The sequence below is a fragment of the Arthrobacter cupressi genome (assembly GCF_900099975.1).
In the GTDB taxonomy this organism is placed as follows: Bacteria; Actinomycetota; Actinomycetes; order Actinomycetales; family Micrococcaceae; genus Arthrobacter; species Arthrobacter cupressi.
Genome location: NZ_FNEI01000001.1, coordinates 305,969 through 330,477 on the forward strand (window position 1 = coordinate 305,969; position 24,509 = coordinate 330,477).

A 24,509-nucleotide genomic window follows, 5' to 3' on the forward strand; every position below is an offset into this window, starting at 1 on the left:
GTACGCCCGGGCCGGGCCGTACAACAGGGGCGGCAGCTACTCCCGCGGGAGTACGCAGGCTGCTCCCTGGACCGGACGACGCCGCGGGCTCGGGGGACTAGGCTCGGAATCATGCAGCGACCGTACGGCTTCAGGCGCAAGGGGCCGCCGACGTCCTTCATTGCCATTGCGGTGGCCCTGGTCCAGGTGCTTGGGACGGTTTTCGCGGCCAGCCGCCAGGACGGCGCCCGGTCCCTGGATGCCCTCGCCTTCCTGCTGCTCCTCGCCGGTCCTGCCGTGCTGCTCCTGCGCCGCCGGATGCCGGTGCTGATGGTGCCCCTGACGTTCGCCGCCGCCCTCGCCTACCTCCTGGCCGGCTACCCTTGGGGCCCCGTGGTGGTCTCCTTCGCGGTATCGCTCCTGCTGAGCGCGGCCGCGGGTCTGCGCTGGCTCGCCTGGCTCGGCGCCGGCAGCGCCGCGGTCACCGTGCTGCTCTGGTCCCTCCTGGGTAGTGACGAGTCGTGGCCGCTGCGTGTCTCCGCCGCCGCGGCCTGGGCGGCCATCTTCGTGCTCCTGGGCGAAGGGTTCCGGCGGCGGAAGGAACGGGTGGCCGAATACCGGCGCCGCCGCGCCGCCGCGGAACAGGCCGAACGGGACGAATACCGTCTCACCCTGGCCCGCGACATCCACGACGTGGTGGCCCATTCCCTGTCCATGATCAACGTCCAGGCCTCCGTGGCGCTGCACCTTGGCACGAACGAACCCGAGCGGCTCCGCCCTGCACTGGAGGCCATCAAAGCGGCCAGCAAGGAATCCCTCGCGGAGGTCCGGCAATTGCTTGGCGTGCTGCGCGACGACGCTCCGCTGCATCCCGGAGCGCGGCCCGGGCTGGCCCGGATTCCTGAACTGGTGGAACACGCCCGCCTGGCCGGCCTGCGGGTCGAGCTGGCCAACCCGGTGGATCCGGCGGGGGTGGGCGAACAGCAGCAGGAAGCGGCCTACCGGGTGGTCCAGGAAGCGCTGAGCAACGTCCGTCGGCACTCCGGTGCGGCGGCCGCCGTCGTCCGCCTTGCGGTTGTGGGGAACACGCTGCAGGTGACGGTCGACGACGACGGCGCGGGGCTGGGCGGCTCGGAACCCGGCAACGGACTCACCGGGATGCGGGAGCGGGTGGAAGCCCTCGGCGGCAGCCTCGCCCTGCTGCCGCCGGACGGTCCTCGGCCGAACAAAGGCCCGAATAGGGGCCTGCGCGTGGAGGCCCGGATCCCCCTGGGCACAGAAGGGACCGGACCATGATCCGCATCCTCCTGGCCGACGACCAGACCCTCATCCGCGCCGGGTTCCGGGCCCTGCTGGACGCGGAGCCGGACATGCAGGTGGTGGGCGAGGCCGGAACCGGAAGGGACGCCGTCGGGCTGGCGCTGCGCGAGGCGCCGGACGTAGTGCTCATGGACATCCGCATGCCCGACGGCGACGGCCTGGACGCCACCCGCCGGATCATGGCGGAGCCGCGCCTGGCCGGCACCAGGATCATCATCCTCACCACCTTCGAACTGGATGACTACATCGCCGAGGCCGTCCGCGCCGGTGCGGCGGGCTTCCTGCTCAAGGACACCGAACCAGCGGAGCTGATCCGTGCCGTGCGCGTGGTGCACGACGGCGACGCCCTCCTTTCGCCCTCGGTGACCCGCCGGATAATGGCCCAACTCGCCGTGCACAGCCGGGCGGCCGTGGAACCGCTGGCGCTGGAACAGATCACCGCGCGGGAGCGGGAAGTGCTGGCCCTGGTGGGCGAAGGGCTGAATAATGCCGAGATCGCGGAACGGCTCTTTATCACCCCGCTCACCGCGAAGACCCACGTTTCGCGGATCATGAGCAAGCTCATGGTGCGGGACCGGGCCCAGCTGGTCGTGCTGGCCTACGAGTCCGGCCTGGTACGGCCCGGCTGGAGCAGTTGAGGCTTGCCGGGGGCCTCCCGGGGGAGTAGGCGCCCAATCCGGATTGCCTCCCGGTGGCAGACGCGTCCGGGCGCCCGGAAAAACAGACTGGATGCAGAGCCGCAAGAGCTCGGACGGCCCGGATGCACCGGGCCCGACCGCCAAGAGTTTGGACCCTGACATGTTCACAACACTGAGCACCACTGTCGGCGCATTGGCAGCCAACGTGCCCGCCGCTGTCGCCGCCCACGGGCCGTGGGACGGAGGAGGAGGCTTCTGGCCGTTGTTCCTGCTGATCCCGCTCTTCTGGATCCTGGTGATCGGTTTCTTCATCTTCTTCGCCCGCCGCACCTGGCGGCACAACCACCACTGGGCTGCCGCCCAGGGAGCCGAAGGCGTGCTGCGCGAACGCTACGCCCGGGGCGAGATCGACGAGACCGAGTACCGCCAGCGTCTCGAAGTGTTGCGCGCGAACCCGAAGTAGCCGGCACATTCTGCCGGATCACCCGGCAAACAGGCCACCGGGACCCCCGGAACCGCGCCGTTCCGGGGGCCCGGCTCGTGTGGTGATCCAGCAGAATATGCGCCCCGGAGGTGACCGGGCGAAAAACGGGAGAATTGTTCCAGAAATTTGTGCAATAGCTCTTTCACGTTTTTCAAGGCTCAACTAAGGTGCTGAGGGTGCACAATGAAGCAACCCGCTCCGCAACCACTCCAGCTAGTGCCCACATGAACCCTGATGCAGTGATCCGTGCCGAGCAGCTGCGCAAGCACTATGGCGACGTCGCCGCCGTCGACGGCATCTCCTTTGAGGTGCCCCCGGGGGAGTCGTTCGGCCTCCTCGGACCCAACGGTGCGGGCAAGTCCACCACCATGAAGATGATCGGCGGCGTCTCGCAGCGCAGCTCCGGGAAGCTGAGCATTATGGGCCTTGACCCGGACGTGAACGGCCCTGAGGTCCGGGCACACCTGGGCGTCGTCCCGCAGCAGGACAACCTGGACGAAGAGCTCAAGGTCCGCGAAAACCTGATCGTCTACGGGCGCTACTTCGGCCTGCCGCTGAGCTACCTGCGCCCCAAGGCGGACGAGCTGCTGGAGTTCGCGCAACTGACGGACAAGGCGAAGTCCCGCGTGGATGCCCTCTCCGGCGGGATGAAGCGGCGGCTCACCATCGCGCGCTCACTGATCAACGAGCCCAAGATCCTGCTCCTGGACGAGCCCACCACGGGTTTGGACCCGCAGGCCAGGCACATCCTCTGGGACAGGCTCTTCCGGCTCAAGGAACAGGGCGTCACCTTGATCCTCACAACCCATTACATGGACGAGGCCGAGCAACTGTGCGACCGGCTCATCGTCGTGGACAAGGGCCGGATCATGGCCGAGGGCTCGCCGGCCTCCCTGATCCGGGAACACTCCACCCGCGAGGTCCTGGAGTTGCGATTCGGATCCGAACGCAACGCCACCATCGGCGCCGAACTCCAAGGTGTCGGCGAACGGCTGGAAACCCTGCCGGACCGCGTACTGATCTACGCCGACGACGGCGAAACCGCCCTCGAGCAGGTCTCCGCCCGCGGCCTGCACCCGCTGACCTCGCTGGTGCGCCGCTCCTCGCTGGAGGACGTGTTCCTCCGGCTGACCGGACGGAGCCTCGTTGACTAGCGGAACGGACAAGCAGTTCCCGACGGCGGTGCCCGCCCTGCGCGCGCACCCACCTTCCGTCTCGGCCGCCCGGGCCCGCCGCTGGGGCGCCTTCTTCTACGCCGAACAGGTGCTGCGGGTGATGCGCGGCTACTCGTGGTCCTTCATCATGTACAGCATCGCGCAGCCCGCAGCGTACCTTTTCGCGATGGGCGTGGGCCTGGCAACGCTCGTGGACGCCAACGGGGCGGCGGCGTTCGGCGGGGTGACCTACCTTCAGTTCATCGCGCCGGCCCTGATCGTCTCGGCGGCGGTGATGACGGCGTCGGGGGAGTTCTCCTACCCGATCATGGACGGCTTCAAATGGCGCCGGGTTTTCTACGGCCCGCACGCCTCGCCCCTGGTGCCGCAGCAGATCGCCGCGGGCCACGTGCTCGCCGTGACCCTGAAGTTCCTGATCCAGTCCGTGGCCTATTTCGTGATCGTGGCCCTGTTCGGCGGCTCACCCGGGGCCTGGGGCTGGATATCCGCACTGGTCGCAACGTTGGCCGGGCTTTCCTTCGGGCTTCCGCTCATGGCCTACGCCTCCAGCATTACCAAGGACAGCGGTCAGTTCGCCTTGGTGCAGCGCTTCATCGTGGTGCCGCTGTTCCTGTTCTCCGGGACGTTCTTCCCGCTGGACTCCCTGCCCGTGGCCGTGCGCTGGATCGGCTGGATCTCCCCGGTGTGGCACGGCACGGAACTGGGACGGGTCTTCACCTACGGCATGGAGGAAAACCCGGTGCTCACCATCGTCCACGTGGCCTATCTGCTGGGCGCGGCCGCGGCCGGCTGGATCCTCACCCGCCGGCAGTTCGTGAAAAGGATGGGCCAATGAGCACGGTCGCCGCAGGCCAAGGCGGTACTGCGAGCGGGCCGCACAGCGTCACCGAGGCTGCCCGGCAGCGGAACTTCGGTGCCCTCTATTCACGCAACGTCCAGGCCGTCGTCGCGCGCGGCCTCATGGCCGCCAAGAGCAGCACCTGGCTCATCCTTGTCTCCGGCTTCTTCGAGCCGGTGCTGTACCTGATCGCCATGGGCGTGGGACTGGGCACGATCGTGGGCGACGTGGAGGGCCCCGGCGGGCAGATGATCAGTTATGCGGCGTATATCGCACCCGCCCTGCTGGCGGTCTCGGCCATGAACGGAGCTGTCTACGATTCCACCTGGAACGTCTTCTTCAAGATGAACTTCGCCAAGTTGTACCAGGGCATGCTCTACACCTCGCTCGGCCCGCTGGATGTGGCCATGGGCGAGATCTTCCTGGCCCTGCTGCGCGGGCTCCTCTACGCCACCGGGTTCACCGCCGTGATGGGCGTGATGGGACTGCTCACCACGTTCTGGGCCGTGTTGATGATCCCGGCCTCGCTGCTGATCGCCTTTGGTTTCGCGAGCCTGGGCATGGGCATCACCAGCTTCATGAAGACCTTCCAGCAGATGGACTGGATCAACTTCTTCATGCTGCCCATGTTCCTGTTCAGTGCCACGTTCTACCCGCTGAGCGTCTACCCGGGGGGCATCCAGTGGCTCATCCAGGCCATGCCGCTTTGGCATGGCGTGGAACTGCTGCGGCAGATCAGCGTGGGCGCCTTCAGTCCTGCCACCGCGGTCCACATCGGCTACTACCTGGTAATGATCGTGGTCGGTGTCGCCCTCACCACGGGCCGCCTGCGCAAACTGTTCCTGAAGTAGCACCGGCAAGGGAGGCCGGGCCCGTCGTGGCGGGTGCCGGGAGCCCGTCCGGCGGCCGTGCGCAGCCTGCTCCGGCACCGTGTTCGCCGGAGGTGGAAGCGGCCCGGACCGCCCGCGGAGTTTGCGACAATAGGGGAATGCGATCTCTTGGCGATTCTCCCTCCTCCGTTCCGTCCCAGTCCCCGGGTCAGGGCCTGTTCCAGGGCTTCCGCATCGGCGGACTCGGCATGACCGTGGTGCTCATCGCCTTCCTGGTGGCCGTCATCTTCGCGGCCAACCAGAACGACGTGGTGGGTTGGATTGTGGCGGTGGTTTCCCTCGGGTGGCTGCTGCTCGCCGGTTTCGTGGTGTTCAGCATCCAGAAAGCCGCACGCCGGGCCGGCCAGAAGTTCACGGAAGCACAAAACGCCTTCAACGCCGCTGCCGGCCGTGCGCCGTCGTCGTCGAGCGCTGACCACGGCGGCACGCGCGTGGTCTCCGAACGCAGCGAAGCGGAGGAGATCCGGGACCTCAAGCTGGACCACTCCTTCAAGATCGTCCAGGTCCAGGTCCGCGTGATCGAGGATGAGCGCGCCAAGGGCGGGGCCGCCAACCAGGACACCATCAACCGGGCGCTGGAGACCATCGCCATCACCTCCGCCAACGCACGGGACATGATCAAGGCCTCCGGTGACTCCGGCGAGCCCGTGACCGGCACCATCATCGATTAGAGTAGGCGGGTGAGTTCGGCATTGAAGAAGGATTTCCTTCGCATCGCAACGGTCAACGTCAACGGCCTCCGCGCCGCCTACCGCAAGGGCATGGCCGAATGGTTGGAGCCCCGCGAGGTGGACATCCTGTGCATGCAGGAAGTCCGGGCACCTGACGCCATTGTCCGCGAGCTGATCGGCGAAGGCTGGCACATCCTGCACGCCGAAGCCGAGGCAAAGGGCCGCGCAGGCGTGGCCATCGCCTCCCGGCAGGAGCCCGTGGCCACCCGTGTGGGCATCGGTGACGACTACTTCGCCACCGCGGGCCGCTGGGTCGAGGCCGACTTCGCGGTGAAGACCGCTGCCGGCGAAGACACCACCCTCAGCGTGGTCAGCGCCTACGTGCATTCCGGCGAAGTGGATACCCCCAAGCAGGTGGACAAGTACCGCTTCCTGGATGTCATGATCAGCCGCCTGCCGGAGCTGGCCAAGCACAGCGACCACGCCCTGGTGGTGGGCGACCTCAATGTGGGCCACACCGAGTTCGACATCAAGAACTGGAAGGGCAATACGAAGCGGGCTGGCTTCCTCCTCGAGGAACGCGCCTACTTCGACCGCTTCTTCGGCGAGGAAATCGGGTGGAGGGATGTGCACAGGGGCCTGTCGGGAGCGATTGACGGCCCCTACACCTGGTGGTCCCAGCGCGGCAAGGCCTTCGACACCGACACAGGCTGGCGCATCGACTACCACATGGCCACTCCGGGACTCGCCGACGCCGCAATCGTGGCGGTTGTGGACCGGGCTGCGTCATGGGACACCCGCTTCTCCGACCATGCCCCGCTGGTAGTGGACTACCGGCTCTAAGCTCCCGAAAGTTCTTTCATGACAAGCTCCACGACTGAAACCGTTGCCGTGCCCGCAACGTCCACCAAACTCGCCGCAGGCCAGAAGCACCGCGTGCTCTCGGGCATGCAGCCCTCCGCCGACTCCCTGCACCTGGGCAACTACATCGGTGCCTTGGTGAACTGGGTCCGGATGCAGGACGAGTACGACGCCATCTTCTTCATCCCGGACCTGCACGCAATCACCGTGCCGCAGGACCCGGCGGAGTTGGCCAAGCGCACCCGGGTGACCGCGGCGCAGTACATCGCCGGTGGCGTGGACGTGGACAAGTGCACCCTGTTCGTCCAGTCCCAGGTGCCCGAACACGCCCAGCTGGCGTGGGTGCTGAACTGCATCACGGGCTTCGGGGAGGCCTCCCGGATGACCCAGTTCAAGGACAAGGCCCAGAAGCAGGGCACGGACCAGGCCAGCGTCGGGCTCTTCACCTATCCGATCCTGCAGGCCGCGGACATCCTGCTCTACCAGCCGCACGGGGTTCCCGTGGGCGAAGACCAGCGCCAGCACGTCGAGCTCAGCCGGGACCTGGCGAACCGGTTCAACTCCCGCTTCGGCGAGACCTTCCAGGTGCCGGAGGCCTTCATTCAGAAGGAATCGGCCAAGATCTACGACCTGCAGAACCCCACGGCGAAGATGTCCAAGTCCGCCGAATCCCCAGCGGGCCTGATCAACCTGCTCGATGATCCCAAGACCACCGCCAAGCGCATCAAGTCCGCGGTGACGGACACCGAAACGGAAATCCGGTTCGACCGTGAGGCCAAGCCCGGGATCTCCAACCTGCTCACCATCTACTCCACCATCAGCGGACGGCCGGTGGAGAAAATCGTGGCGGACTACGAAGGCAGGATGTACGGCCACCTGAAGGTGGACCTCGCCGAACTGGTCACCAACCACCTCACCCCGATCCGGGAACGGGCCCACGAGCTCCTCGCCGACCCGGCCGAACTGGACCGCCTCCTGGCCCACGGCGCGGACAAGGCCCGCGAGATCGCCTCGGCCACCCTCGCGGACGTCTACGCCAAGGTCGGCTTCCTGCCCTACGGCAGCCAGCAGGGAGCCCGCTAAACCGATGTACCCTGCCAGCAAGCTCACGGCCGAGGCCGGCTCCCACACCACGGGAACCGGCCCCGCCAGCGGCGCCCTGGCGGATACAGTGGCCGGGGACTGGGACGAGAACCCCAGCGTCGGCGTCATCCTCGGGTTCCCGCCGCACATCGCCGCCGAACTGCAGCAGTGGCGCGCATCCTTCGGTGACCCCATGGCGGGCGTCATCCCGGCGCACATCACCCTGGTCACCACCACCCCCGCGAAGGACTGGGACGCCACCACCCGGCACGTCCGCAGCATCGCGGGCCGCCAGGCACCCTTCACGGTCACGATCTCCGGCACCGGTTCCTTCCGGCCGGTCTCCCCGGTGGTCTTCCTCAAGGTCGAAGACGGCTTCGGCGAATGCGTCAACCTGCACGAACAACTGCAAAGCGGCCCGCTGGAACGCGAGCTCCCCTTCCCCTACCACCCGCACGTCACGGTCGCCCACGACGTCGCCCCCGAAAACCTGGACGAAGCCGAAACGGTGCTGAAGGACTACAGGGCCACCTTTGCTGTGGCTAGCATGGGACTCTACGAGCACGACAGCAACGGAATCTGGCAGCTACGGGAAGAATTCGACTTTGGTGGCGATACTGACGAAGCAGAAGAGGACCAAGCGGCGACTGTCCAAGCAACCCACGCCGCACACGAGGAGCGTGCACCGGGCAGCCCCGAACGGGGCTGAGGAAACGCCGCTGCCCACCGAGCTTGCCAAGCTCAAGGTAGTCCTGATCCGCCGCAAGGTTGAGTGGGGCAAGGCCCGGCGCTCCGGGCAGGGGATCACGGCCCGCCCGCTCGCGCTCCTGCAACTCCTCCTGGCCCGGCTCAATGTGTTCCGGCCCATGCGCGCCTGGCAGCACTACAGCCTCGCCCACGGCCCGCTGATGAGCGCGGGAATCGGCTTCACCATGTTCTTCTCGATCACCGGCCTGTTGGCCACCGGATTCTCGGTCGTCGGCCTGGTGCTCACCGGGCAGCCTGCCCTCGTGGACGCCATCATCGCGAACATCGCCGAAAGCGCCCCGGGTCTGCTGAAAACCGACGGCGGCGAAGGACTCGTGGACCCGAGGGACCTGCTCAATCCGGGCGGGCTCGGCCTGACCGCGGTAATCGCCGCGGCCGTCACGCTGTTCACCTCACTCGGCTGGATCGCGGGCATGCGCGACGGCCTGCGGGGAGTCGCGGACGTGCCCCCGCTGAAGCGGAACCCGCTGCTGTTGAAACTGTCCGACGCCGGCACCCTGCTGCTGCTGGGCGTGGCACTTGTTGCCAGCTCGGGTGTTTCGATCGTCTTCGGTACGGCGGCCACCTGGCTGATCGGTCAGTTGGGCCTGGACGAGCGCGTCGCGGAACCCGCGGCGGCGGCCGTGAAGCTCGTGGTGCCGCTGCTGCTGAACTGGGCCACGGCCGTGGTGATGTTCCGGCTGGCCGGCGGGCTGAAGCTCGTGAAACGGGCCTTCCTCGAGGGCACGATCCTGGCAGCCGTGGGAACCACGGTGCTCCAGGTGTTCAGCACCGAACTGCTGGCCCGCGCCGGCCAGAACCCCATCCTGGCCCCGTTCGCGATCATCATCGGCCTGCTGATCTGGTTCAACCTGGTCAGCCAGGTCTACCTGTTCTCCGCGGCGTGGTCCGCCATCCGCGAGGCTGATCTTGGCGCGGCGGAGCACAAGAAGACCCAGACGACGCTCGGCTCCCGGCCCGTCCCCCTGTAGCTCTGGGCCCACGCCGCCCGGGTTCCCTGGCCGCAGCGAAGCGGAGGTTAGGGAGGCGGTGGGGATTAGCCGTCCAGGTACTGGCCCGCCCAAGCAGAGATGATCCGCGCCACCCGGGCCGCCTGCCCCTTGCCCGTGAGCAGGTGCTCGGTGCCTTCCAAGGACACGAAACTGCGCGGGTGCCGGGCGGTCTGGAAGATCTCACTGGCGTTCTCGATCCCCACGGTGTTGTCCGTGGGGGAGTGGAGCACCATCAGGGGCCGGTGGAGGGTGCGGATGCAGTCCCGCAGGTCAGCCTTTTCAATGTCCTCCACAAAGTGCCGCCGGATCTCCCTGCGCCGGCCACCCAGGTTCACCTCGGCACTGCCTTCGCTGAGGATGGTGTCCACCTCGGCGTCGAACATGTGCTCCACATGCTTCGGCTGGAACGGCGCGGCCACGGTGGCCACCGCCGCGACCTCAGGCAGGCTGCCCGCGGCCGCCAGCACGGCCGCACCGCCGAAGGAGTGCCCCACCAGGAGCGAGATTTGCTTGTCCTGGCTGCGCATGAATTCCGCGGCCTTGATGGTGTCCGCCACTTTCACGCTGAAGGAACCGTCCGACCAGTCACCGGCCGAGCCTCCCAACCCCAGGTTGTCGAAGCGGAGCATGCCCACTCCCTGTTCGGCGAGGCCCTTGCAGATGCGCGAGGCGGACGGGCTGTCCTTGCCGAGGGTCAGCCCGTGCGAGAAGAGGCCCCAGCCGCGCACCGGGCCTTCGGGGACGTCCAGGATGCCGGCCAGCAGGGCGCCGGTGCTGCCTTCGAAACTGACCTTCACGGATGTGGACACCTGTCCGCCTTTCCTTGTGTTTATCGCCCCGGGCAGGGGCTTGGGTGATTAAACGCCGACGACGGCGGACCACCGGAGGGTGGGACGCCGTCGTCGGGCTGTACTGCTGTCCGCTAGATCTTGCGGCCGAGGATGGCCTGCTTGACCTCGGCGATCGCCTGGGTGACCTGGATGCCACGGGGGCACGCCTCGGAGCAGTTGAAGGTGGTGCGGCAGCGCCACACGCCTTCCTTGTCGTTGAGGATCTCCAGGCGCATGTCGCCGGCGTCGTCACGGGAGTCGAAGATGAAGCGGTGTGCGTTCACGATCGCTGCCGGGCCGAAGTACTGGCCGTCGGTCCAGAAGACCGGGCAGGAGGAGGTGCAGGCCGCGCAGAGGATGCACTTGGTGGTGTCATCGAAGCGCTCACGGTCCTCGATGGACTGCAGGCGTTCCTTGGTGGGCTCGTGGCCCTTGTTGATCAGGAACGGCATGACCTCGCGGAAGGACTGGAAGAACGGCTCCATGTCCACGATCAGGTCCTTCTCGACCGGCAGGCCCTTGATGGGCTCGACCGTGATGGGCTTGGACGTGTCCAGGTCCTTGAGCAGGGTCTTGCAGGCCAGACGGTTGCGGCCGTTGATGCGCATGGCGTCGGAACCGCAGATGCCGTGGGCGCAGGAGCGGCGGAAGGACAGCGAACCGTCGATCTCCCACTTGACCTTGTGCAGGGCGTCCAGCACGCGGTCCGTGCCGTACATGGTCAGCTGGTGGTCTTCCCAGGCGGCCTCTTCGGAGACCTCAGGGTTGTAACGGCGGACCCGCAGGGTGATGTGGAAGGTGGGGATTTCCCCGCCCCCGCCAACGCCCGCGGGAAGTTCGATCTTGGAGGCCGGCTCAGCCATTTCGGTCGTCATTAGTACTTACGCTCCATAGGCTCGTAACGGGTGAAGACAACGGGCTTGGTCTCCAGACGGATGCCCGCGACGGACTCGGCCGAGGACTCGGTGGTCACCGAGGAATCCTTGTAGGCCATGGAGTGCTTCATGAACTTCTCGTCGTCACGGTCCGGGAAGTCTTCGCGGTAGTGGCCGCCGCGGGATTCCTCGCGGTGCAGGGCACCCACGGTCATGACCTTCGCCATGTCCAGGAGGAACCCGAGCTCAACGGCTTCCAGCAGGTCCAGGTTGAAACGCTTGCCCTTGTCCTGGACAACCACGTTCTTGTAGCGCTCCTCGAAGGAGGCGATGTCGCTGAGGACCTTCTCCAGGGATTCCTTGGTGCGGAACACCTGCATGTTGGCGTCCATGGTGTCCTGCAGTTCCTTGCGGATCTGGGCCACGCGCTCGGTGCCGGTGCCGCCCAGCAGGCCGTCAAGCATGCCGCGGGTCTGGGCTTCGGGGTCCTCTGGGAGTTCCACGAAGTCCGCGGTCTTGGAGTATTCCGCGGCAGCGATGCCGGCGCGCTTGCCGAACACGTTGATGTCCAGCAGGGAGTTGGTACCGAGGCGGTTGGAGCCGTGGACCGAAACACACGCAACCTCACCGGCGGCGAACAGGCCCGGAACAACGGTGTCGTTGTCCTGCAGGACTTCGGTGGCGATGTTGGTGGGGATGCCGCCCATGGCGTAGTGCGCCGTCGGGAACACGGGGACCGGGTCCGTGAACGGTTCCACACCGAGGTAGGTGCGGGCGAACTCGGTGATGTCCGGAAGCTTGGCTTCGATGTGCTCCGGCTCCAGGTGGGTCAGGTCAAGGAGCACGTAGTCCTTGTCCGGGCCGCAGCCGCGGCCTTCCCGGACCTCGTTGGCCATGGCGCGGGCCACGATGTCACGGGGCGCCAGGTCCTTGATGGTGGGGGCGTAGCGCTCCATGAAGCGCTCACCCTCGGAGTTGCGCAGGATTGCGCCTTCGCCGCGCGCACCTTCGGTGAGCAGGATGCCCAGGCCGGCCAGGCCGGTCGGGTGGAACTGGAAGAACTCCATGTCCTCCAGCGGGATACCGCGGCGGAAGGCGATGCCCATGCCGTCACCGGTCAGGGTGTGGGCGTTGGAGGTGGTCTTGAAGACCTTGCCGGCGCCGCCGGACGCGAACACCACGGACTTGGCCTGGAAGACGTGCAGTTCGCCGGAGGCGAGGTCGTAGGACACCACACCGGCTACGCGCTTCTGCTTGTAGGGGGTGCCGTCCTCGCGGACCGCGTCCTCTTCGACCAGCAGGAGGTCCAGGACGTAGTACTCGTTGTAGAACTCCACGTTGTGCTTGACGCAGTTTTGGTAGAGCGTCTGCAGGATCATGTGGCCGGTGCGGTCGGCTGCGTAACATGCACGGCGCACGGGGGCCTTGCCGTGGTCGCGCGTGTGGCCACCGAAGCGGCGCTGGTCGATGCGGCCTTCGGGCGTGCGGTTGAACGGCAGGCCCATCTTTTCCAGGTCCAGCACGGCGTCGATGGCTTCCTTCGCCATGACCTCCGCCGCGTCCTGGTCAACCAGGTAGTCGCCACCCTTGATGGTGTCGAACGTGTGCCATTCCCAGTTGTCTTCTTCAACGTTTGCCAGAGCAGCACACATGCCGCCCTGTGCTGCACCCGTGTGGGAACGGGTGGGGTAAAGCTTGGTCAGTACCGCGGTGCGCGCACGCTGACCGGATTCGATCGCGGCGCGCATGCCGGCGCCACCGGCACCGACAATAACGACGTCGTACTTATGGACCTGCATACCAGATGCTCTTTCTCTCAAAGTCAGATGGTCGGCGGAGCAGCTCCGCCGATGTGGGCGCCGCCCAGGGGCAGCGCCGCAGGAGCGCTACGGCGCGGGGCAGAAACCGCCCGGCAGCTGGACGCCGTCCACCACGGGGCACGGGTTGAAGGTGAAGATCACCAGGGTGCCGAGGATGACGATGACTGCGCTGGCAGCGTAGAGGACCACCTTGAGCCAGAAGCGGGTGGCGTCCTTTTCGGCGTAGTCGTTGATGATGGTGCGGACACCGTTGGTGCCGTGCAGCATCGCGAGCCACAGCATGGCGAGGTCCCAGAACTGCCAGAACGGATCGGCCCACTTGCCGGCGACGAATCCGAAGTCGATGGCGTGGATGCCTTCGCCCACCAGCAGGTTCACGAAGAGGTGGCCGAAGATCAGCACCACCAGGACGACGCCGGAAAGCCGCATGAACAGCCAGGCGAGCATTTCGAAGTTGCCCTTGCTGCCGCCGCTGCGCTTGTACTGCGGCGCGATCTTGCCGGAACGGGGAGACTGGATGGCGGTCATGGCTTAGTGGCCTCCCAATGCGAGGGACAGGTGGCGGATGGCGAAGCCTGCGAAGGTGACCAGCCAGAGCGCGAGCACAACCCACAGCATCTGGCGCTGGTACTTCGCGCCCTTCTTCCAGAAGTCGACGGCGATCACGCGCAGGCCATTGAAGGCGTGGAAGATGATCGCTGCGACAAGGCCGGTTTCACCCAAGGCCATGAGGGGGTTCTTGTAGGCGCCGATGACGGCCGTGTAGGCCTCGGGGGACACGCGCACCAGTGAGGTGTCCAGGACATGGACCAACAAGAAGAAAAAGATCACAACACCGGTAATACGGTGTCCAACCCAGGACCACATGCCTTCACGGCCGCGGTACAAGGTGCCAGCTGGTTTTGTCGGCACTGAATAAACCTTCCTGCATCACAGCGGCGCTGGCACGGGACCATGCGGGGGAACGCCAGCTGCGAGAGCACTCGTAGCTCAGCCTAAATCTAGGCTTCGCTCACAGCTTATTCAATTCAGGTTTCCCTACCCCGCAGGCGGAATGGACAGTTTCGTGCCTTGTTTTCAGCCTTTTGCATGCCCCGATGAGACGAACACCACAAAGGCGTCGATGCGGGCATGGTCGGATAAGGTAAGGCGGTGAGTACAGACAATGCTTCCCGCCCCGCATCCCCGCTGAACCGCTTCCACGCGGTCATTCCGGCCGGTGGAGTCGGGACGCGCCTGTGGCCCCTTTCGCGGGCCGCCGCGCCGAAGTTCCTCCACGACCTGACCGGTTCCGGCAGCACCCTGCTGCGCTCCACCTACGACCGGCTCGAACCCCTGGCCGGCAACCGCGTCCTCGTGGTCACCGGCGTCGCGCACCGTGCAGCCGTCTGCCGCCAGCTCCCGGAGGTCGGCGAGGACGAACTGGTGCTCGAAAGCGAGCCCAAGGATTCCGGCGCCGCCATCGGCCTGGCCGCCGCGATCCTGCACCGCCGCGACCCGGACACCATCATGGGTTCCTTCGCCGCGGACCAGGTCATCAGCCCGGACCAGGTCTTCCAGGACAGCGTCCGGGAAGCCATCCACACCGCGGCCAGCGGCAAGATCGTCACCATCGGCATTAAGCCGACGCACCCGTCCACGGGCTTCGGCTACATCCGCACCGGTGAACTGCTCAAGATTGACGGCGCACCGAGCGCCCACGCTGTGGTCGAGTTCGTGGAGAAGCCCAGCGAGGACGTCGCCAGGAAGTACCTCGAGTCCGGCGAATACGTCTGGAACGCCGGCATGTTCGTCGCCCCGGTGGCGCTGATGCTCAAGCACCTCGAATCGAACCAGCCCGAACTATTCGCCGGGCTGCAGGAAATCGCCGCCGCCTGGGACACCCCGCAGCGCGCCGAGGTCACCGCCCGGGTCTGGCCGACCCTGCCCAAGATCGCCATCGACTACGCCGTGGCCGAACCGGCCGCGGCGGCGGGCGATGTCGCCGTCGTGCCCGGCGCCTTCCGCTGGGACGACGTCGGTGACTTTGCCGCCATCGGCCGGCTGAACAGCGCCGGCGACGTCGACGAGGTCACCGTGCTTGGTGAAGGCGCCCGCGTCTTCACCGAGAACGCCAGCGGCGTGGTGGTGTCCGACACGAAGCGCGTGATCGCCCTGATCGGCATCAAGGACGTGGTGATCGTGGATACCCCGGATGCCCTGCTGGTCACCACGAAGGAGCACGCCCAGCGGGTCAAGGGCGCCGTCGACGCGCTCAAGGCCAGCGGCGACACCGACGTCCTGTAGCCGGATAACGGCGGCCGGAGAACGGCACGATCCCGTAACCAAGAGACGCCTTTCGTTCCGCCGCCCGCCGGGATGGCTAGAGTTGTGAGGTGCGCAATTTCACTACTGAAACCGAGCCGACTCCCGTGGTGGGACCGTGGCTCGAGGAACTCCTGCCGGACTTGATCGAATTCCGAAGGGACCTGCACGCGCACCCGGAGCTTTCCTTCAAGGAATTCCGCACCACGGACAAGCTCGTGGAGCGGCTCGAGGCCGCGGGGCTCAAGCCCCGCCGGCTCGAGGGAACGGGCCTCACGGTGGACGTGGGGGAAGGGCCCATCTCCACGGCATTGCGCGGCGACATCGACGCGCTGCCGATCATCGAGGAAACCGGGCTTCCCTTCGCTTCCAAGAACCACGGCGTCACCCACGCCTGCGGCCACGATGTCCACACCACCACCATGCTGGGCGTGGCGCTGGTGCTGCACGGCATGCACCAGGCCAAGCCGCTCGGCGGCACAGTGCGGATCATCTTCCAGCCCGCTGAGGAGACCATGCCCGGCGGGGCCCTGTCCTGCATCGATCAGGGCGTGCTCGACGGCGTACCCCGCATCATGGCGCTGCACTGCGACCCGCGCATCAACGTGGGCCAGGTCGGTACCCGCATCGGCGCCATCACGTCGGCCTCGGACACCATCAAGATCGAGCTGACCGGCCGCGGCGGGCACACCTCGCGCCCGCACCTCACCGAAGACCTCGTGTTCGCGTTGTCCCAAATCGCCGTCAACGTTCCCGCGGTGCTGTCCCGCAGGGTGGATGTGCGCAGCGGCGTCTCCGTGGTCTGGGGCCAGATTTCGGCCGGTTCGGCGCCCAACGCGATTCCCGCGAACGGGTACATGGCCGGCACCATGCGCTGCCTGGACCGTGACGCCTGGCACGACGCCGGCGAACTGCTCGACGAGGTCGTGCGCGAAATCGCCGCGCCCTACGGAGTGGACGTCCACCTGGAACACACCCGCGGCGTTCCGCCCGTGGTCAACTCCGAGGACGAAACGGCCATCATCGAGGCCGCGGCACGCGCCGAACTCGGCGAGCACGCCGTGGTCCTGACTCCGCAGTCCATGGGCGGGGAGGACTTCGCCTGGTTCCTCGCCGACATCCCCGGCGCCATGATGCGCTTGGGCACCCACACTCCCGGCGGCGAGGAGTACGACCTGCACCGCGGCGACTTCATTGTGGACGAGCGTGCCCTCGGCTACGCCGTGCGGGTCCTCGCCGCGGCCGCCCTGCGCACCCTCCGCGACCTCTAGCCTTTCCAGCGCGAACGTACAGTTGGGGCCCTGAATCCGACGATTTTAGGGCCCCAACTGTACGTTCGCGCTTCTTTCGGGGCGATTGAGTTGTGCACAATTTAATTGTGGTCTATCGTTTTCTTCATGAGTGACGCACCCCGGCTGAACCACCAGGTCTGTTTCGCGCTGTACTCCGCCTCGAAGGCGGCGACGGCGGTCTACCGGCCCGTGCTCGAATCGCTCGGGCTGACCTACCCCCAGTACCTCGTGATGCTGGTGCTCTGGGAAGAGGAACCACGCACCGTCCGCGAACTGGGCGCCGCGCTGGGCCTGGATTCCGGCACGCTGTCCCCGCTGCTCAAGCGGCTCGAGGCGCTCGGCCTCGTGGACCGGCGTCGTGCGCTCGACGACGAACGGCGCGTCGAAGTCCATCTCACGGAGACCGGCCGAGGGCTCAGCGAAGGCGCCGGCGCCGTGCCCAAGAGGCTCGCGGACGCCGCGGGGCTGGACGCCGCCGAATTGGCCCAGCTGCACACAACCCTCCTGCGGCTCACCGCCGCCCTGCAGGCCGCGGACAAGTCTTAAGCCCCCACGCTCTCCGGAACCGGAACAAACAGAACGGAAGACCCATGAAGACCCTTTACACCGCGGAGGCACTGGCCTCCGGCGAAGGCCGCGACGGAAACGCGCGCAGCAAGGACGGCAAGCTGGACGTGGCGCTCGCCAGCCCCGTGGAACTGGGCGGCAACGGACAGGGCACCAACCCGGAACAGCTGTTCGCCGCCGGCTACGCCGCGTGCTTCCACTCGGCTCTGCGTCTGGTGGGCCGCAAGGCCCGCGCGGACCTCAGCGATTCCGCGGTGGCGGCGAAGATCCATTTCGGTGCCCTTGAGGACGGGGAAGGCTACGGCCTGGCCGCCGAACTCGAAATCGCCCTGCCCGCCCTCGACCGGGAAACGGCCGAGCAGTTGGTGGCCAAGGCGCACCGGATCTGCCCCTACTCCAACGCAACCCGCGGGAACATCGACGTCGACATCACCCTCGTGGAGGTGGCCGCATGAGCCGCGCCCTCCCATTCAGTGGCCGCGAGATCCGGCTCGCCTCCCGACCCCAGGGCCGGCCCGTTCCGGAAAACTTCCGCCTCGCCGAGGCGGGCGTCCCCGTGCTGGAAGAGGGGCAGATCCTGGTCCGGAACGAGTTCATTTCCGTGGACCCCTACATGCGCGGCCGCATGAACGACAGCAAGTCCTACTCCGCGCCCTTCCGCCTGGATGAAGCGCTCGACGGCGGCGCGGTGGGTGAGGTGATCGCGTCCCGTTCGGACGCGCACAAGCCGGGCGACGTCGTCGTGCACCAGCGCGGCTGGCGCGAGTACGCGGTGGTGGACGCCGCCGCCACGACGCCGGTACCGTCCGGGCTGGCACCGCATTCGGCGTTCCTCGGGGCGTTGGGCATGACCGGGCTGACCGCCTACGCCGGCCTGCTCAAGGTGGCCGAATTCAAGGCCGGGGACGTCGTGTTCGTCTCCGGTGCCGCAGGTGCGGTCGGTTCGATCGTGGGACAGATCGCCAAGGCCATGGGCGCCGCGAAGGTAATCGGCAGCGCCGGGACGGCGGAGAAGGTGGAACGCCTGCTGGAACTGGGCTTCGACGCCGCATTCAACTACCGCGATGCCCCGGTGCTGGAGCAGTTGGCGGCGGCCGCGGGGGAGGGCGGGATCGACGTCTACTTCGACAACGTCGGCGGCGAACACCTGGAGGCCGCCCTGGCGCTGATGAACACCGGAGGCAGGGTCGCCATGTGCGGGGCCATCGCCCAGTACAACTCCACCGAGCCGCCGGCAGCGCCCCGCAATCTTGCCGTCGCGATCGGCAAGCAGCTTACCCTGCGGGGCTTCCTCGTGGGCGGGCAGCGCCAGCACGCCGCAGAGTTCGCCGGCCGGATGGCGGGCTGGCTCGCGGACGGGACCGTGCGCTACGACGAGACCATCGTGGCAGGGCTGGAGAACGCGCCGCAGGCCTTCATCGACCTCCTGGACGGCGCCAACACCGGCAAGATGCTCGTGCGGATCTAAGTTCCCGCCCCGCCGGCTACTGCAAAGTAACAAAAGCCCAACAATCCGCGGATCGTTGGGCTTTTGTTATGCCCGGGTGTGGCCTGCGCCACTAGTGTTTGATGCATAAGTGCGCTCCGGCGCATGCTGCGAAGCATCAGTGAAAACAGAATTTCAGGCTCGAGTCTTCGAAACGGACACTCATTGACCCACCGTCGTAGCATCAATCACTTTCTTCCTGGAGGAACATTGAAGCAATCACTGCGTGCCACCCTCAAGCGCGGTTCAACGGCTGGCGTTGCCACAGCAGGCGCCGCCGCGCTCCTGCTCACAGGCTGCGGAGCGGCCCCGGAAGCCGGTACCGGCACGAACACGGCGAGTGACTACACCGCCTGCATCGTGTCCGACTCGGGCGGCTTCGACGACCAGTCCTTCAACCAGTCTTCCTATGACGGATTGAAGAAGGCCGAAAAGGACCTGGGCATCACGGTGAAGTCCGCGGAGTCCAAGGCCAACAGCGACTACGAGACCAACCTCAACGGCATGATGAGCGCCGGCTGCAAGCTGACGGTCACCGTCGGCTACCTCCTCGGCGACGCCACCAAGAAGGCCGCAGCGGACAACACGGACAAGCACTTCGCCATCATCGACTTTGCCTACCCGGCACCGATCGCCAACGTGAAGCCTGTCATCTATGACACCGCCCAGGCCGCCTACCTCGCCGGCTACGCTGCGGCCGCCACGTCCAAGACAGGAAAGGTCGGCACTTTCGGCGGGGCCAAGATCCCCACGGTCACTATTTTCATGGACGGTTTCTATGACGGCGTCCAGGCCTACAACGCTGCCAAGGGCAAGAAGGTCCAGGTAGTCGGTTGGGACAAGGCCTCGCAGAACGGCTCCTTTACCGGCGACTTCGAGAAGCAGGACACCGGCAAGCAGGTCACCAAGAACCTGCTGGACCAGGGCGCGGACATCATCCTGCCCGTGGCCGGACCGGTGGGCAAGGGCGCCGGCGCGGCACTGAAGGAAGCCAAGGCGGCAGGCAAGGACGTCAAGCTCATCTGGGTCGACTCGGACGGCTACCTGACGGCCCCTGAATACAAGGACCTGATGTTCACCTCCATCGTGAAGAAGATGGACGAGGCTGTGGAAGGCCTGGTCAAGGACGACAAGGACGGCAAGTTCTCGAACGAGGCCTTCGTCGGCACCCTTGAAAACGGCGGCGTCGCGATCGCTCCGTTCCATGACTTCGATTCGGCCGTCTCCGCTGAGACCAAGTCCGAACTGGACGCCCTGAAGGCGGACATCATTTCCGGCAAGCTGAAGGTTGAATCCAAGGCGAGCCCGAAGAAGTAGACACTCCACCGAACACGCCGCCGGTACCGTGCCCTCGGTACTGGCGGCGTGTTTTTGCCCAAACTAGCGCCTATCCCGCTCCCAAAGTTCGCTGCCCTCACTTCGGGGCCCTCGCGAGATAGGCTTGGCTCACGCGCCCCGGTACTGGCAGCGTGGCCGTCTTTCGGACTCAAAAGAACGGTGGGAGTTGTGAAACTCGAATTGAAAGGGATCTCGAAGGCCTTCGGATCCTTTTACGCCAACCAAGACATCGACCTTGTGGTCGAATCCGGCCAGATCCATTGCCTTCTCGGTGAAAACGGAGCCGGAAAATCCACCCTCATGAACGTGCTGTACGGGCTGTACGAGCCCACCGCGGGCAGGATCCTGGTGGACGGGAAGCCCATGAACTTCCGCGGCCCGGGCGACGCCATGGCCGCGGGAATCGGCATGGTCCACCAGCATTTCATGCTGATCCCCGTATTCACGGTTGCAGAAAACGTTGCCCTCGGCGCCGAACCGACAAGCCCTGGCGGCATCCTGAACCTGGAGAAGACCCGGAAGGAAATCCGCGAAATCTCCGAACGCTACGGCTTTGACGTCGACCCCGACGCCCTCGTGGAGGACCTGCCCGTCGGAGTGCAGCAAAGGGTGGAAATCATCAAGGCGTTGGTCCGGAACGCGAAAGTGCTGATCCTGGACGAACCCACCGCCGTGCTGACGCCGCAGGAAACCGACGAGTTGCTGGACATTATGCGCCAGCTCAAAGCGGCCGGAACATCGATCGTGTTCATCTCGCACAAGCTGCGAGAGGTCAAGGCTGTCTCCGACGTCATCACCGTAATCCGCCGCGGCAAAGTCGTGGGGGACGCTCCGCCCACGGCCTCGCCCACCGAGCTGGCGTCCATGATGGTCGGTCGGCCGGTCAGCCTGAGCCTCAACAAGGCCGCCGCCCAGCCGGGGGAAACCACCTTCGTCGTGCGCGACCTCACGGTACGCGCGGCCAACGGCACCAACGTCGTCGATGGCATCAGCTTCGAGATCGCCAAAGGCGAAATCCTCGCCGTGGCAGGAGTGCAGGGCAACGGCCAGACCGAGCTCACCGAAGCGATCCTCGGGGTCCAGGAGCATGTGGCCGGATCCGTCATGCTCGACGGCAAGGAATTGCTCGGCCTGCCGGTCAAGGAGGTGCTGCGCTCCGGCGTCGGATTCGTTCCGGAAGACCGCACCCATGACGGCCTGGTAGGGCCCTTCTCGGTGGCGGAAAACCTGGTGCTGGACCTCTACGACCAGGCGCCGTTCGCCAGGGGCGTGAGCATGAGTCCCGCCAAGGTCTCCGGCAACGCCGAAGCCAAGATCAAGGAATTCGATATCCGGACCCCCTCAGCGGGCTCGGCGGCGGGAACGCTGTCAGGCGGCAACCAGCAGAAAGTGGTCATGGCGCGGGAGCTGTCCCGGCCACTGCGGCTCTTCATCGCGAGCCAGCCGACACGCGGCGTCGACGTCGGGTCCATCGAGTTCCTGCACCGCAGGATCATCGCGGAACGCGACGCCGGAACCCCGGTGATGATCGTCTCCACGGAACTGGACGAGGTGGCCGAACTGGCCGACAGGATTGCCGTGCTGTACAAGGGCAAACTGGTGGGCATCGTGCCCGCCGGAACCCCGCGAGACACCCTCGGCCTGATGATGGCCGGCGTAGGCCCGGAAGGAGGCTCCAATGACAACTAAGGACAGCAACCCACCCGTGGATCCGGACAAGGAAACCGTCGAGGAGGTCCAGGCCGCCGACGTCGCACTCGACACGGCGGGCGGCACGCTCGAACCGTCGCTGGTCCCGGTCTCCACGCAAAGCGGGGACACCGGCCACCCGCAGGGCAGCGTGCTGCGCCGGATCGTCATGGGCAATGGCTTCGTGTCGCTCCTCGCGGTCTTCGTGGCCCTGGTGCTGGGCGGCATCCTGATCGCCAGCACCGATCCCGCCGTCGCCAGGACCGCCGGGTACTTCTTTGCCCGGCCCAGCGATTTCCTGTCGGCACTGTGGAGCGCCATGACGAGGAGCTACGTTGCCCTTTTCCAGGGCTCCGTGTTCAACCCGCGCCAGGGATTCTCGCCGCTGCTGGAAACCATGACGGTGGCCACGCCCCTGATCTGCGCCGGCCTCGGCGTGGCGCTCGCCTTCCGCGCGGGCCTGTTCAACATCGGCGCCCAGGGACAAATCATCATCAGCGCCACGCTGGGCGCCTACGCCGGCTTCGCCTGGCACCTGCCCCTCGTGCTGCACCTGCTGGTGGTGATCGTGATGGGCGTGATCGGCGGCGCCGCCTGGGGCGCGGTCGTCGGCCTCCTGAAGGCACGCACCGGCGCCCACGAAGTCATCGTGACCATCATGCTGAACTACGTGGCGCTGTTCCTGCTGGACTTCCTGCTCAATACCGAGGCTTTCCGGCGTCCGGGGGACGTCAGCCCCATCTCGCCGCGGCTGGATGAGTCCGCTGTGTACCCGCAACTGATCCCCGGCTCGCGGCTGCACCTGGGCTTCCTCGTGGCCGTCGCGCTGACCGCCGGTGTCTGGTGGCTGCTCAACCGCTCCACGATCGGCTTCGAATTCCGGGCCGTGGGCGCGAACCCCGCGGCCGCGCGGACCGCCGGCGTCAACGTCCAAACCGCCACCATCCTGGTGATGGCAATGGCCGGCGCCCTGGCCGGTTTCGGCGGCATCGCGCAGGTGGCCGGCACGGAGAAGGTCCTCACGGGCGGAGTCGCGGCACAGATAGGCTTTGATTCCATCACGGTTGCCCTCCTTGGCCGCAGCACGCCGTGGGGAACGTTCTTCGCCGGCCTGCTCTTCGGTGCCTTCCGCGCCGGGGCCGTGCAGATGCAGATCCAGACCGGAACGCCGATCGACATCGTCCTGGTGGTCCAGTCCCTTATCGTCCTGTTCATCGCCGCTCCTCCGCTGATTCGCTCGATCTTCGGGCTCAATCCCGGCAGGAAGAAGCGCGCCAAGGCTGCGGCGAAGGCCGCCGTCGCCACCGGAGGTGCCAAATGACCACCGCAACCAAACCGGCGCCGGTCCCCGCAGGGCCGACGACGGCGCTCCGCCCGTCACTGAAGGTTCCCGTTTCGCTTGGGGTGCTTTCCCTCGTGGCCCTGGTGTTTTTTGGCTTCCTCGGACCCTCCAAGACCGCGGAAATGAAGGTCAGCGAGCAGGGCGACGCCATGGAGCTCCCGGCCATCCTGATTCCCGGACAGGGCGGCGGAATCGCACTGGCCATCCTGCTGCTGGCGATGGCCGCCTACTCGGTGTACCTCTGGTCGAAGGGGGAGCGCTCGCCCAAATGGCTGCCCATCGCCTTCGCAGTAGTGTTCGTGTTCGCCCTGCTGGTGTGGATCGTGGCCGGCGCCCGTGAACCGTCCATCTCGTTGGCCGGGCTGATCGCCGGGTCGGTGACGCTCGCCGTGCCTCTGGTCTTCGGTTCCCTCTCAGGCGTGCTCTGCGAGCGGGTCGGCGTCGTCAACATCGCCATCGAAGGCCAGCTCCTGGGCGGCGCCTTCACCGCCGCACTCGTGGCGACCGTGACCCACAACGCCTACGTCGGGCTGCTGGCCGCCGCCGCGGCCGGAGCCCTCGTGTCGATGGTGCTGGCCGTATTCAGCATCAAGTACCTGGTCAACCAGATCATCGTGGGCGTGGTGCTGAACGTCCTGGTGTCCGGCTTGACGGGCTTCCTCTTCGGCACCGTCATGGCCCCGGACAAGGAACTGTTCAACACACCGGCCCGGCTGGACATCCTGCCCATCCCGTTCCTGTCCGACATCCCGATCATCGGACCGATCCTGTTCGAGCAGTCGGTGGCCGGCTACCTGATGTACGTGGCCGTTGCCGTCGTCTGGGTGGGGCTGTTCAAGACCCGCTGGGGCCTCCGCGTCCGGGCCGTCGGCGAGCACCCGCAGGCGGCCGACACGCTGGGCATCAACGTCAATGCCACCCGCTTCTGGAACGTGACCCTGGGCGGTGCGATCGCCGGCATCGGCGGCGCCATCTTCACCCTGGTGACCATCGATTCCTTCACCAAGGAGATCTCCGGCGGCCGCGGCTTCATCGCCCTGGCGGCCCTCATCTTCGGCCGGTGGAACCCGATCGGAGCCTTCCTGGCGTCCCTGCTCTTCGGCTTCGCCTACAACCTGCAGTCCATCCTGGGCATCATCGGCACCCCCGTACCCAGCCAGTTCATGGCGATGCTGCCCTACCTGGTGACGATCTTCGCCGTCGCCGGGCTGGTGGGCAGGTCCAGGCCACCGGCGGCCAGCGGCATACCGTACGTCAAGGGCTGAGC

General features: G+C 66.6%; 25 protein-coding genes. 20 read left to right on the top strand and 5 right to left on the bottom strand.

Annotation, left to right across the window (positions count from 1 at the left end):
- Positions 1–111 precede the first annotated feature (111 nt).
- The 11 genes from BLP88_RS01355 to BLP88_RS01405 all read left to right on the top strand — a co-directional run bounded on the left by BLP88_RS01355 (position 112) and on the right by BLP88_RS01405 (position 9,678).
- Entirely contained in the window at positions 112–1,275 is a 1,164-nt protein-coding gene (locus tag BLP88_RS01355; protein ID WP_074586293.1) for a sensor histidine kinase, read from the top strand.
- On the top strand, positions 1,272–1,937 hold the full coding sequence (locus tag BLP88_RS01360; RefSeq protein WP_074586294.1) for a response regulator: 666 nt from the start codon (positions 1,272–1,274) through the stop codon (positions 1,935–1,937). Before BLP88_RS01355 ends, BLP88_RS01360 begins: the two co-directional genes overlap by 4 nt.
- A gap of 160 nt (positions 1,938–2,097) precedes the next feature.
- Positions 2,098–2,400: an SHOCT domain-containing protein gene (locus tag BLP88_RS01365; protein ID WP_084110698.1), complete on the top strand. Its 303-nt coding sequence runs from the start codon at positions 2,098–2,100 to the stop codon at positions 2,398–2,400.
- A 245-nt stretch (positions 2,401–2,645) separates the two neighbouring features.
- Positions 2,646–3,575, top strand: coding sequence for an ABC transporter ATP-binding protein (locus BLP88_RS01370; RefSeq protein ID WP_074586296.1), 930 nt, complete (start codon positions 2,646–2,648; stop codon positions 3,573–3,575).
- Between the two features lie 28 nt (positions 3,576–3,603).
- The gene (locus BLP88_RS01375; protein ID WP_074586616.1) at positions 3,604–4,431 is read left to right on the top strand and encodes an ABC transporter permease; all 828 of its coding nucleotides are present in this window, start codon (positions 3,604–3,606) and stop codon (positions 4,429–4,431) included.
- Entirely contained in the window at positions 4,428–5,285 is an 858-nt protein-coding gene (locus BLP88_RS01380; RefSeq protein ID WP_074586297.1) for an ABC transporter permease, read from the top strand. Before BLP88_RS01375 ends, BLP88_RS01380 begins: the two co-directional genes overlap by 4 nt.
- A 137-nt stretch (positions 5,286–5,422) precedes the next feature.
- Positions 5,423–5,995, top strand: coding sequence for a hypothetical protein (locus BLP88_RS01385; RefSeq protein WP_074586298.1), 573 nt, complete (start codon positions 5,423–5,425; stop codon positions 5,993–5,995).
- A 9-nt stretch (positions 5,996–6,004) separates the two neighbouring features.
- A complete protein-coding gene (locus tag BLP88_RS01390; protein WP_074586300.1) occupies positions 6,005–6,838 on the top strand; it encodes an exodeoxyribonuclease III in 834 nt (277 codons plus the stop codon).
- An 18-nt stretch (positions 6,839–6,856) separates the two neighbouring features.
- On the top strand, positions 6,857–7,939 hold the full coding sequence (trpS, locus tag BLP88_RS01395) for a tryptophan--tRNA ligase (RefSeq protein ID WP_074586301.1): 1,083 nt from the start codon (positions 6,857–6,859) through the stop codon (positions 7,937–7,939).
- A gap of 4 nt (positions 7,940–7,943) precedes the next feature.
- Positions 7,944–8,648: a 2'-5' RNA ligase family protein gene (locus tag BLP88_RS01400; RefSeq protein ID WP_084110675.1), complete on the top strand. Its 705-nt coding sequence runs from the start codon at positions 7,944–7,946 to the stop codon at positions 8,646–8,648.
- Positions 8,620–9,678 carry a YihY/virulence factor BrkB family protein gene (locus BLP88_RS01405; protein ID WP_074586302.1) on the top strand — a complete coding sequence of 353 codons (1,059 nt, stop codon included), beginning with the start codon at positions 8,620–8,622 and terminating at the stop codon, positions 9,676–9,678. Before BLP88_RS01400 ends, BLP88_RS01405 begins: the two co-directional genes overlap by 29 nt.
- Positions 9,679–9,743: 65 nt before the next feature.
- On the opposite strand, the gene BLP88_RS01410 is transcribed toward BLP88_RS01405, so the two are convergent.
- From BLP88_RS01410 to sdhC, 5 genes are all read right to left on the bottom strand, one after another.
- Complete coding sequence (locus tag BLP88_RS01410) at positions 9,744–10,508, bottom strand: alpha/beta hydrolase family protein (RefSeq protein WP_074586303.1); 765 nt, start codon at positions 10,506–10,508, stop codon at positions 9,744–9,746.
- Positions 10,509–10,621: 113 nt separating this feature from the next.
- Positions 10,622–11,404 (bottom strand): succinate dehydrogenase iron-sulfur subunit, encoded by a 783-nt coding sequence (locus tag BLP88_RS01415; RefSeq protein WP_074586305.1) that lies wholly within the window; start codon positions 11,402–11,404, stop codon positions 10,622–10,624.
- On the bottom strand, positions 11,404–13,203 hold the full coding sequence (sdhA, locus tag BLP88_RS01420; RefSeq protein ID WP_074586306.1) for a succinate dehydrogenase flavoprotein subunit: 1,800 nt from the start codon (positions 13,201–13,203) through the stop codon (positions 11,404–11,406). Before sdhA ends, BLP88_RS01415 begins: the two co-directional genes overlap by 1 nt.
- Before the next feature lie 87 nt (positions 13,204–13,290).
- A complete protein-coding gene (locus BLP88_RS01425) occupies positions 13,291–13,752 on the bottom strand; it encodes a succinate dehydrogenase hydrophobic membrane anchor subunit (RefSeq protein ID WP_074586307.1) in 462 nt (153 codons plus the stop codon).
- A gap of 3 nt (positions 13,753–13,755) precedes the next feature.
- Entirely contained in the window at positions 13,756–14,136 is a 381-nt protein-coding gene (sdhC, locus tag BLP88_RS01430; RefSeq protein ID WP_074586309.1) for a succinate dehydrogenase, cytochrome b556 subunit, read from the bottom strand.
- A 240-nt stretch (positions 14,137–14,376) separates the two neighbouring features.
- Between sdhC and BLP88_RS01435 the strand changes: the two genes are divergently transcribed.
- The 9 genes from BLP88_RS01435 (at position 14,377) to BLP88_RS01475 (ending at position 24,507) form a co-directional block, all read left to right on the top strand.
- Positions 14,377–15,510 carry a mannose-1-phosphate guanylyltransferase gene (locus tag BLP88_RS01435; protein ID WP_074586310.1) on the top strand — a complete coding sequence of 378 codons (1,134 nt, stop codon included), beginning with the start codon at positions 14,377–14,379 and terminating at the stop codon, positions 15,508–15,510.
- Between the two features lie 89 nt (positions 15,511–15,599).
- Entirely contained in the window at positions 15,600–16,799 is a 1,200-nt protein-coding gene (locus BLP88_RS01440; RefSeq protein WP_074586311.1) for an amidohydrolase, read from the top strand.
- A gap of 126 nt (positions 16,800–16,925) precedes the next feature.
- Positions 16,926–17,366, top strand: a complete 441-nt coding sequence (locus BLP88_RS01445) for a MarR family winged helix-turn-helix transcriptional regulator (protein WP_074586618.1) — start codon at positions 16,926–16,928, stop codon at positions 17,364–17,366.
- 44 nt (positions 17,367–17,410) lie between these two features.
- Positions 17,411–17,842 carry an organic hydroperoxide resistance protein gene (locus BLP88_RS01450; protein ID WP_074586313.1) on the top strand — a complete coding sequence of 144 codons (432 nt, stop codon included), beginning with the start codon at positions 17,411–17,413 and terminating at the stop codon, positions 17,840–17,842.
- Positions 17,839–18,855 (top strand): NADP-dependent oxidoreductase, encoded by a 1,017-nt coding sequence (locus BLP88_RS01455; RefSeq protein WP_074586314.1) that lies wholly within the window; start codon positions 17,839–17,841, stop codon positions 18,853–18,855. Before BLP88_RS01450 ends, BLP88_RS01455 begins: the two co-directional genes overlap by 4 nt.
- A 228-nt stretch (positions 18,856–19,083) precedes the next feature.
- Positions 19,084–20,190 carry a BMP family lipoprotein gene (locus BLP88_RS01460; protein ID WP_245679729.1) on the top strand — a complete coding sequence of 369 codons (1,107 nt, stop codon included), beginning with the start codon at positions 19,084–19,086 and terminating at the stop codon, positions 20,188–20,190.
- A gap of 189 nt (positions 20,191–20,379) precedes the next feature.
- Entirely contained in the window at positions 20,380–21,900 is a 1,521-nt protein-coding gene (locus BLP88_RS01465) for an ABC transporter ATP-binding protein (protein ID WP_074586317.1), read from the top strand.
- Positions 21,890–23,221 carry an ABC transporter permease gene (locus tag BLP88_RS01470; RefSeq protein WP_074586318.1) on the top strand — a complete coding sequence of 444 codons (1,332 nt, stop codon included), beginning with the start codon at positions 21,890–21,892 and terminating at the stop codon, positions 23,219–23,221. The genes BLP88_RS01465 and BLP88_RS01470 overlap by 11 nt, the downstream gene beginning before the upstream one ends.
- Positions 23,218–24,507, top strand: a complete 1,290-nt coding sequence (locus tag BLP88_RS01475) for an ABC transporter permease (protein WP_074586319.1) — start codon at positions 23,218–23,220, stop codon at positions 24,505–24,507. Before BLP88_RS01470 ends, BLP88_RS01475 begins: the two co-directional genes overlap by 4 nt.
- Positions 24,508–24,509: the final 2 nt, after the last annotated feature.

Excerpts from the sequence above, each read along its gene's own strand:
- BLP88_RS01355 (WP_074586293.1), top strand. The coding sequence starts at position 112 with ATGCAGCGACCGTACGGCTTCAGGCGCAAGGGGCCGCCGACGTCCTTC.
- BLP88_RS01360 (WP_074586294.1), top strand. The coding sequence starts at position 1,272 with ATGATCCGCATCCTCCTGGCCGACGACCAGACCCTCATCCGCGCCGGG.
- BLP88_RS01365 (WP_084110698.1), top strand. The coding sequence starts at position 2,098 with ATGTTCACAACACTGAGCACCACTGTCGGCGCATTGGCAGCCAACGTG.
- BLP88_RS01370 (WP_074586296.1), top strand. The coding sequence starts at position 2,646 with ATGAACCCTGATGCAGTGATCCGTGCCGAGCAGCTGCGCAAGCACTAT.
- BLP88_RS01380 (WP_074586297.1), top strand. The coding sequence starts at position 4,428 with ATGAGCACGGTCGCCGCAGGCCAAGGCGGTACTGCGAGCGGGCCGCAC.
- BLP88_RS01385 (WP_074586298.1), top strand. The coding sequence starts at position 5,423 with ATGCGATCTCTTGGCGATTCTCCCTCCTCCGTTCCGTCCCAGTCCCCG.
- trpS (WP_074586301.1), top strand. The coding sequence starts at position 6,857 with ATGACAAGCTCCACGACTGAAACCGTTGCCGTGCCCGCAACGTCCACC.
- BLP88_RS01400 (WP_084110675.1), top strand. The coding sequence starts at position 7,944 with ATGTACCCTGCCAGCAAGCTCACGGCCGAGGCCGGCTCCCACACCACG.
- BLP88_RS01415 (WP_074586305.1), bottom strand. The coding sequence starts at position 11,404 with ATGACGACCGAAATGGCTGAGCCGGCCTCCAAGATCGAACTTCCCGCG.
- sdhA (WP_074586306.1), bottom strand. The coding sequence starts at position 13,203 with ATGCAGGTCCATAAGTACGACGTCGTTATTGTCGGTGCCGGTGGCGCC.
- BLP88_RS01425 (WP_074586307.1), bottom strand. The coding sequence starts at position 13,752 with ATGACCGCCATCCAGTCTCCCCGTTCCGGCAAGATCGCGCCGCAGTAC.
- BLP88_RS01445 (WP_074586618.1), top strand. The coding sequence starts at position 16,926 with ATGAGTGACGCACCCCGGCTGAACCACCAGGTCTGTTTCGCGCTGTAC.
- BLP88_RS01450 (WP_074586313.1), top strand. The coding sequence starts at position 17,411 with ATGAAGACCCTTTACACCGCGGAGGCACTGGCCTCCGGCGAAGGCCGC.
- BLP88_RS01455 (WP_074586314.1), top strand. The coding sequence starts at position 17,839 with ATGAGCCGCGCCCTCCCATTCAGTGGCCGCGAGATCCGGCTCGCCTCC.
- BLP88_RS01470 (WP_074586318.1), top strand. The coding sequence starts at position 21,890 with ATGACAACTAAGGACAGCAACCCACCCGTGGATCCGGACAAGGAAACC.
- BLP88_RS01475 (WP_074586319.1), top strand. The coding sequence starts at position 23,218 with ATGACCACCGCAACCAAACCGGCGCCGGTCCCCGCAGGGCCGACGACG.